This window comes from Duncaniella sp. (assembly GCF_029056165.1).
Classification (GTDB): Bacteria; Bacteroidota; Bacteroidia; order Bacteroidales; family Muribaculaceae; genus Duncaniella.
Window position 1 is genome coordinate 1 of record NZ_JAIDBW010000005.1, and the last position, 6,572, is coordinate 6,572.

The 6,572-nt window shown below is 48.6% G+C and carries 5 protein-coding genes; 1 reads left to right on the plus strand and 4 read right to left on the minus strand.

What is annotated here, in order from left to right; all coding sequences use genetic code 11:
- Nucleotides 1–40: 40 nt before the first annotated feature.
- The 4 genes from K2G41_RS00750 to K2G41_RS00765 form a co-directional block, all read right to left on the minus strand.
- A complete protein-coding gene (locus K2G41_RS00750; RefSeq protein ID WP_300113024.1) occupies nucleotides 41–706 on the minus strand; it encodes an ABC transporter ATP-binding protein in 666 nt (221 codons plus the stop codon).
- Between the two features lie 189 nt (nucleotides 707–895).
- Nucleotides 896–2,221 (minus strand): FtsX-like permease family protein, encoded by a 1,326-nt coding sequence (locus K2G41_RS00755; protein ID WP_300113014.1) that lies wholly within the window; start codon nucleotides 2,219–2,221, stop codon nucleotides 896–898.
- Between the two features lie 8 nt (nucleotides 2,222–2,229).
- Nucleotides 2,230–3,549 (minus strand): ABC transporter permease, encoded by a 1,320-nt coding sequence (locus tag K2G41_RS00760; protein WP_300113017.1) that lies wholly within the window; start codon nucleotides 3,547–3,549, stop codon nucleotides 2,230–2,232.
- A gap of 60 nt (nucleotides 3,550–3,609) precedes the next feature.
- Complete coding sequence (locus K2G41_RS00765) at nucleotides 3,610–4,857, minus strand: HlyD family efflux transporter periplasmic adaptor subunit (protein ID WP_300113021.1); 1,248 nt, start codon at nucleotides 4,855–4,857, stop codon at nucleotides 3,610–3,612.
- A 267-nt stretch (nucleotides 4,858–5,124) separates the two neighbouring features.
- Here K2G41_RS00765 and K2G41_RS00770 point away from each other — a divergent pair, with 267 nt between their 5' ends.
- A complete protein-coding gene (locus K2G41_RS00770) occupies nucleotides 5,125–6,249 on the plus strand; it encodes an AI-2E family transporter (protein WP_300113023.1) in 1,125 nt (374 codons plus the stop codon).
- The last annotated feature ends 323 nt before the right edge of the window (nucleotides 6,250–6,572 follow it).

Sequence of the window (6,572 nt, forward strand, 5' to 3'; positions counted from 1 at the left end):
ATTTGCAGAGAAATGTATTTCCGTTTTTAAGTATTGATGATTACATCACCTGACGGCCGTCGAAGAAACGGATGATGCGGTCGGTCAGTTTGGCCTGTTCCTCATTGTGGGTCACCATCATGATTGTGCGGCCATCGTCCTTGTTGAGTGAGTGGAGGAGATCCATGACTTCGGCACCCATCTTGGAGTCGAGGTTACCGGTAGGCTCGTCGGCGAGGATGATTTCGGGATTTCCGACAATGGCGCGGGCAATAGCGACACGCTGACACTGACCGCCGGAGAGCTGCGATGGCATGTGGCGCATACGGTGGCTCAGACCGACGCGATCGAGGACTTCGCGCACACGCTTTGAGCGTTCTGACGCACTCATGGAGCGGTAGATGAGGGGAAGCTCCACATTGTCGATGACGTTGAGCGAGTTGATCAGATGGAAGCTCTGGAACACGAATCCGAGTTTGGCGTTACGGAAAGCGGCCAGCTTGCTGTCGCTCATCTTGCCGAGTGCTGTCCCGTCGATGCTGACTGTTCCGCTTGTCGGTGTGTCGAGAAGGCCGACAATGTTGAGCAGTGTTGATTTTCCGCAGCCCGACGGGCCCATTACGCTGACAAATTCGCCTTTCTCGATAGCGATATTCACATTTTCGAGTGCAAGAGTCTCGATTTCGTCTGTTCTATAGATCTTGTTGATTCCTTCAAGTTTGATGATTGACATAATGGTAGTTTTTTTAATGCATAATTCATAATGCATAATTCATGATTGATGCGTTCAGGGTCGCAATTCAGATGATTTATGCTTCAGGATTATGCGGGTTTATAAATTGTTTGTTTGATTTACGTTTTTTGAATGATTATTGTATGGTATTGAAAGATATTATGCATTAAGCAATTAAAAAAGTTATTCATCTTTCAGTGCATCCACGGGATTGATATTGGCAATCTTGACGGCTGGAATATATATGCCTGCGATGGTGCAGATGAGCATGAGAGCGTAAATAACAAGTGAGATGACTGCGAAGTGGAAATTAAAGTCATCCGTCCACATAGGCACCATTGCCTGAAGCGTAAGCGTTGCGTTTTCCGACCAACCGCTGATCACATGGGCAAGTCCCTCATCCTTGATATAGAGCCAGTAGAGGAAGCAGCCCAAGAGCCATGCAAGAGTAGTGATCAGCACTCCTTCGCCGATCATCTCGCGCAGGATAAATCCGCGTGAAGCTCCGAAAGTGCGCATCACGCCTGTTTCTTCGGATCTCTTGCGGGTCTGGAGATAGAATGTTCCGAACATGCAGAGGAGGATATTGACAAGAAAGAACACTGTGATAGAGGCTTGGATGAAACTCTGGTTTGTCATGTCGCGTGACATTTCTTTCTCCCTGTCGCGGTAGCTTATGAGCGAGTGAGTGTAGAGCGGACCTGATTTCAGATCGGTCGCGAGGACCGGACTGTAGTCCTCGATGAACTTATCGACATCGACACCTGATTTGAGGCGGAGCACGCCTTCAATACTCTCCATGTTCTCACGGTTGCCAATATTTTTGACCTTCCTCGTCTTATAGACAATGGGGGTCGTTCCGAAATCAGGACGATAGACACAGTCATTGACTACACCGACAATACGGCTTAATTTTTCAGGATTGGCTCTGGAATCCTTTTCTTCGAGATAGTGACCCATGACCGCCTCGTCGCCAAAAATGTAGCGGGCGATGCTTTCGGAAACGATCAGGTCGCGTCCCGACATCGAAGGCTCTTCAAAGAGATCGTCGGTAGAACCGTAGGCATTTCTTATGCCGAAGGTTTTGAAAAAGTCGGTGTTGGGCCAAAAATGTACGGTGTAATAGATAGCGTTTTTATCTTCCTCACCTGTAGGGACTGAATTGATCGAGACAGAACCTTGGAGGAAGGAGCTGTTGTTGACAAAGGTCGCTGCTTCAACACGGCTGTCGGAACGCGCACGGTCAAGTATGCGGTTGATGTGGGTGTAGATTTCTTCCGCGCTCTCACCGCCATCGCTGTCAGCGGTCGGATCAATGGGGTAGGTGCTGAATGTAAAGCTTACGAGATGATCGATCTCGTAACCCGGAGAGAGTGATCTTTTATAGGTATTTACGATGAAATCATCGAGCATAGCCCATCCGATGAGGGCCACAAGACACATTTCGATAAAGATCCAGCAATAGCGGCCTCTATGTGCTATTATATTTTTATAGATGAGTTTTAACATGACCGTGATCAGCGTTTGGAGTTAATGGATGAGATGATGGGCCGACGGAGTGAAAGACGGACCGGGATATAGGCTGAAAGCATATTGAGGATGAGACAGATGATGATGGTGGCGAGAAATATTACGGGTGAGAATATCATCTCGCCACTTACGCTGACCGATGCATCCTTGCACTCCCACGACGCCCACGACGGGATGAGGAGCTGAAGGAGCAGCGTGCGGCAGGTGAGAACCATAACCCATGCGATGATGAGGCCGATGAAGCCACCTATGAGTGTCAGGACAAAATTCTCAAACATCACCTGACCTGTGAGCTGGTTGCGCGTAGCTCCGAAACTGCGGCGGATACCGATTTCGGCAAGGCGGCGGTCCATCTGTCCGCTGATCATGCCGCTGATATTGATGGCAGGAATTATCAGCAGGACGGCGAGGATCAGGAGCAGGGGACGGATGAGCATCCAGAGGTTTAGGTCATCACCGTTCTGGGAGTGGGAGAGCACTCTCAGTGAGTGGCTTACGGGTGCGCTGCGGAGATCGATGACCCATCCGGCCGTATCGGCAGCGTTGGTGCGGCTTATTTTGTCGGTCAGCTCGGCACGGAATCTTTCGGCCTGAGCCTTGTCCTTGAATTTTAAAGGTATGGAATATGAACCGAGATAGTTGAACATTTCACCGTTGAGCAGATTGTCGCCCGGAGAGGTAAAGACCGTATATGGAACGAATACGTTTGCGTATGACATGAAGGCTATAGGATTACTGTCGCGGACAACGCCGATGACCTTGTATTTCTTATAGGTGACGGAGATTTCTTTATTGATCGCCTGCTCTGCGCTCCCGTACAGACGGTCGGCAAGAGAGGAATCTATGACGGCAACTTTCATTGCTGCATCAGTCTCAGCTTCGTTGAACGGACGGCCTGCAATGAATTCGTAAGGATAGATGTTGAAAAATTCAGGGTCGGCCGTACGGCTCATCACTTTGAAATCACCGCTGTTGTCGTCAGGTTGGATGAGTGATGTGAAGTCGTTGGTCAGTGTGACGTGTTCGATATTCTCGGAATCCTTGATGAACTGATGGAAGAAGGGGAGTCCGAGTGAGCCCATGCCCATATTGTTGGTTTTCTCGTTTTGGATGGTGATATTGCTGATGTATTGGGTAGTGGCGCGGTTGTATTCCGGGTAGATCGGGGCAAGGTGGACATAATAGATGATTGCGAAAACCATGGTGAATCCTACCGCGAAGGCCACACCGCCGACGTAGAGCGACGTGAATGTCGGGTTGGCCCGTGATTCGACCCACAATTGTCGGAGTGATGATTTGAGTTGCATTGTGTTGAGTGGGGTTGTTAGTGATAATGGAGATTATGGAGAATGAGATTTGGAGAGAGGTTATTTTACCTTGATGGTCGATACGTCGTTGAAACGTTTCATGTCATTGACCACCACCCGGTCACCGGGTTCGAGACCGTTGACGACTTCGACGAATTCAAAGTTGCTTTCGCCGAGACGGACTGTACGACGGACCAGCTCGTCGTCACCGTTGAACACGAAGAGTTCGTATGCACCCGGACCGGTATAGTATGATCCGTTCTTGATTCGCTTCACATCCTCCATCACATCGCAGAGGATATAGACATCGGTTTTCAGTCCTGAACGCAGACGGGAGTTGGATTCATCGTCGAGGCGGACGGTGAAGGAGATGACACCGTTGCGCGATAGGGGAGTGACGTTGCTGACCATTCCGGGCAGACGCTCGCGCCCTATGCGGACAACGGCTTTCGAACCAACGCGGATGCGGTCGCCGTAGGAGTCGGCAAGCTCACCTTCAACTTTGAAATTGCTGAGATCGGAGATGATGGCTATCTTCTCGCCCTCGGATATCTTTTGACCGATCTGGTCATTGATGAAGGTGAGTGTGGCGCGGCGCGGTGCACGGATCTGGGCATCGTTGAGGGTGCGGCTCATCTCACCGAGATTCTTGCTTGCTATGTTTATGTCGAGGTTCTTCACGTTGAGACCGGCGTCGGTCACTTTATGCTCGTTGGCGAGCTGCTGGCGCATCTGTTCGAGTTCGAGCTTACCGGTGTTGTAGGCGAGTTCGGCCTGACGGACACGGTCGCCTGTGCCCGAACCGAGGCTGTCGAGATAGCGTTCGTTGCGCAGCTCGACTTCGAGGCGGTTGACGGTCATTTCCTTAACCTTTACCTGCATGGTGAGATCGGAGATTTTGGTGTCGTTGCCCACTTTTTGCTGTTCGAGTTCGTAGCGTTTCATCTCTATCTGGTCCTTGAGTTTGTTCAGCTCAGTCTCGGTGCTCTGGAGGTCGAGGCGGAGGAGGGGAGTGCCGACATCCACGCTGTCGCCTGCCTTACAATAGACTTCGACGATGCGGGTGTTGATGGGCGAGTTAATGATCTCTTCAAAAGCCGGCACGACGCTTCCCGAACCGGTGACCGTAGTTTCGATGGTTCCGTTATCGACGGTGGCTATCATGAGGTCGTCGCGGTTCACGCTTGTCCGCAGGCTGATCATAAGAACAATGATGATAATGATGGTGGCACATACACCTATTATATAAGGTGTGAGTTTTTTGCGCATTGCTTTTTTGCGTTCGCCGGATGTCAGTTCTCTATCCATTTTTTTATTTGTATGTGATGTTATTGATATTTTTATAGTTTTACGCATATATGATATGCAAACAGCGTGCCAAACTTATAATTTATTGATATTCAATATATTGTTAAATCGAGTGTTGTCCGCTATCGGACACTTTTGTCCGATTATGTCCAACTGTACGGCTTGCCATCACCCTCGCGGACATCTTTTCACGTATATGGCATAAACCTTTTTCCTTCGTGGGGTATTATATTTATATAATCTTCGTTGTAATAATTCTCACGTTTCATGTCAGCATCACAACCCATCACATTTGATAAAGTAATCCGTTTCATAGCCGGTTTGGCTGTTGTTGCGGCTATAGTCTGGCTTGTCAATATACTGAGCAACGTCCTGCTTCCGTTTTTTCTTGCCTGCCTCATCTCATATATTCTTGAGCCTATAGTAGAGTTCTGCATGATACGTCTCCACATACGGTGGCGCATAGTGGCCATTTTTACAACCCTCATTTCAGTGGCCGGAATCATAGCGGGACTTGCATATCTGTTCGTGCCGTCCATAATCAGGGAGATTCATCAGCTTGGCGTAATGGTCAATGACTATTCCCGTCATGGCCAGCTACTTCCGTTTCTTCCCAAGGAGATTCATGACTATATAGTTGAGTATTTCGACGAGGATATGATGGAGAAACTTATGGAAAATCAGAAGTTTGAGACCCTCTTATCGACCGGATCATCCGTTGTCTCAGCCTCTCTGGAATTTCTGATCCATACACTCGAATGGTTTCTGACTTTCATCTATGTAATATTCATATTGCTTGATTATGAGCACATAATGCGCGGTTTCCGTTTGATCGTTCCGCCGAAATACAGGCCGATTGCGTTCAAGATTGGCAATGACATCAAGAACAGTATGAACCGCTATTTTCGCGGGCAGGCCGTACTGGCTCTCTGCGCAGCAGTGTTCTACTGTATCGGATTTGCCTTGGTCGGCATACCGCTTTCCATTGTTCTCGGCATCTTGGTTGGCGTGCTCTATATGATCCCTTATTTCCAGTACATCACCTTGATCCCGGTAGCCTTTGTCTGTCTTGTATTTTCGATGGGAGGCGACGCCACATTCTGGACGCTTTTCGGTAAATGCTTGCTGGTCTATGCCATCAGTCAGACCATCTGCGACTATATTCTTACGCCTAAGATCATGGGAAAGGTCATGGGGCTTAATCCGGCCATCATCCTTCTCTCGCTCTCGGTGTGGGGGACACTCCTCGGCCTTATCGGTATGATTATAGCCCTCCCGCTCACCACACTTCTGATTGCCTATTACGAAGAATATGTAATTTTTCCGCATAACCAATCCAAGCTGCCTACCGCCGTATCGGCAAATGCGGGTAAGGATAAGGGAAAGAAATGAACGGATTGTGAATTGCAGCGATTGATCGGCAACCGCCCGATTTGGATAAAATATCCTTAGACTGTCGGGAATAATAGATCATAAATTAGTCTATAATTCGGTATTTTCAAAAATAATGAAAATAATTTCATCAAAAATTTGCGTATTCCAACAAAAGCCCCTACCTTTGCACACGTCAAAAGGAAACAACCTCACGACAAAGATGATTAAGCGAAATCATCGAGATTGAATCCCGATAGACACAATGGAGAGATGGCAGAGTGGTCGATTGCGGCGGTCTTGAAAACCGTTGAGGGTCACACCTCCGGGGGTTCGAATCCCTC

What these genes read in the sequence shown, in the direction of transcription:
- K2G41_RS00755 (WP_300113014.1), bottom strand. Translation starts at nt 2,221, where the DNA reads ATGTTAAAACTCATCTATAAAAATATAATAGCACATAGAGGCCGCTAT.
- K2G41_RS00760 (WP_300113017.1), bottom strand. Translation starts at nt 3,549, where the DNA reads ATGCAACTCAAATCATCACTCCGACAATTGTGGGTCGAATCACGGGCC.
- K2G41_RS00765 (WP_300113021.1), bottom strand. Translation starts at nt 4,857, where the DNA reads ATGGATAGAGAACTGACATCCGGCGAACGCAAAAAAGCAATGCGCAAA.
- K2G41_RS00770 (WP_300113023.1), top strand. Translation starts at nt 5,125, where the DNA reads ATGTCAGCATCACAACCCATCACATTTGATAAAGTAATCCGTTTCATA.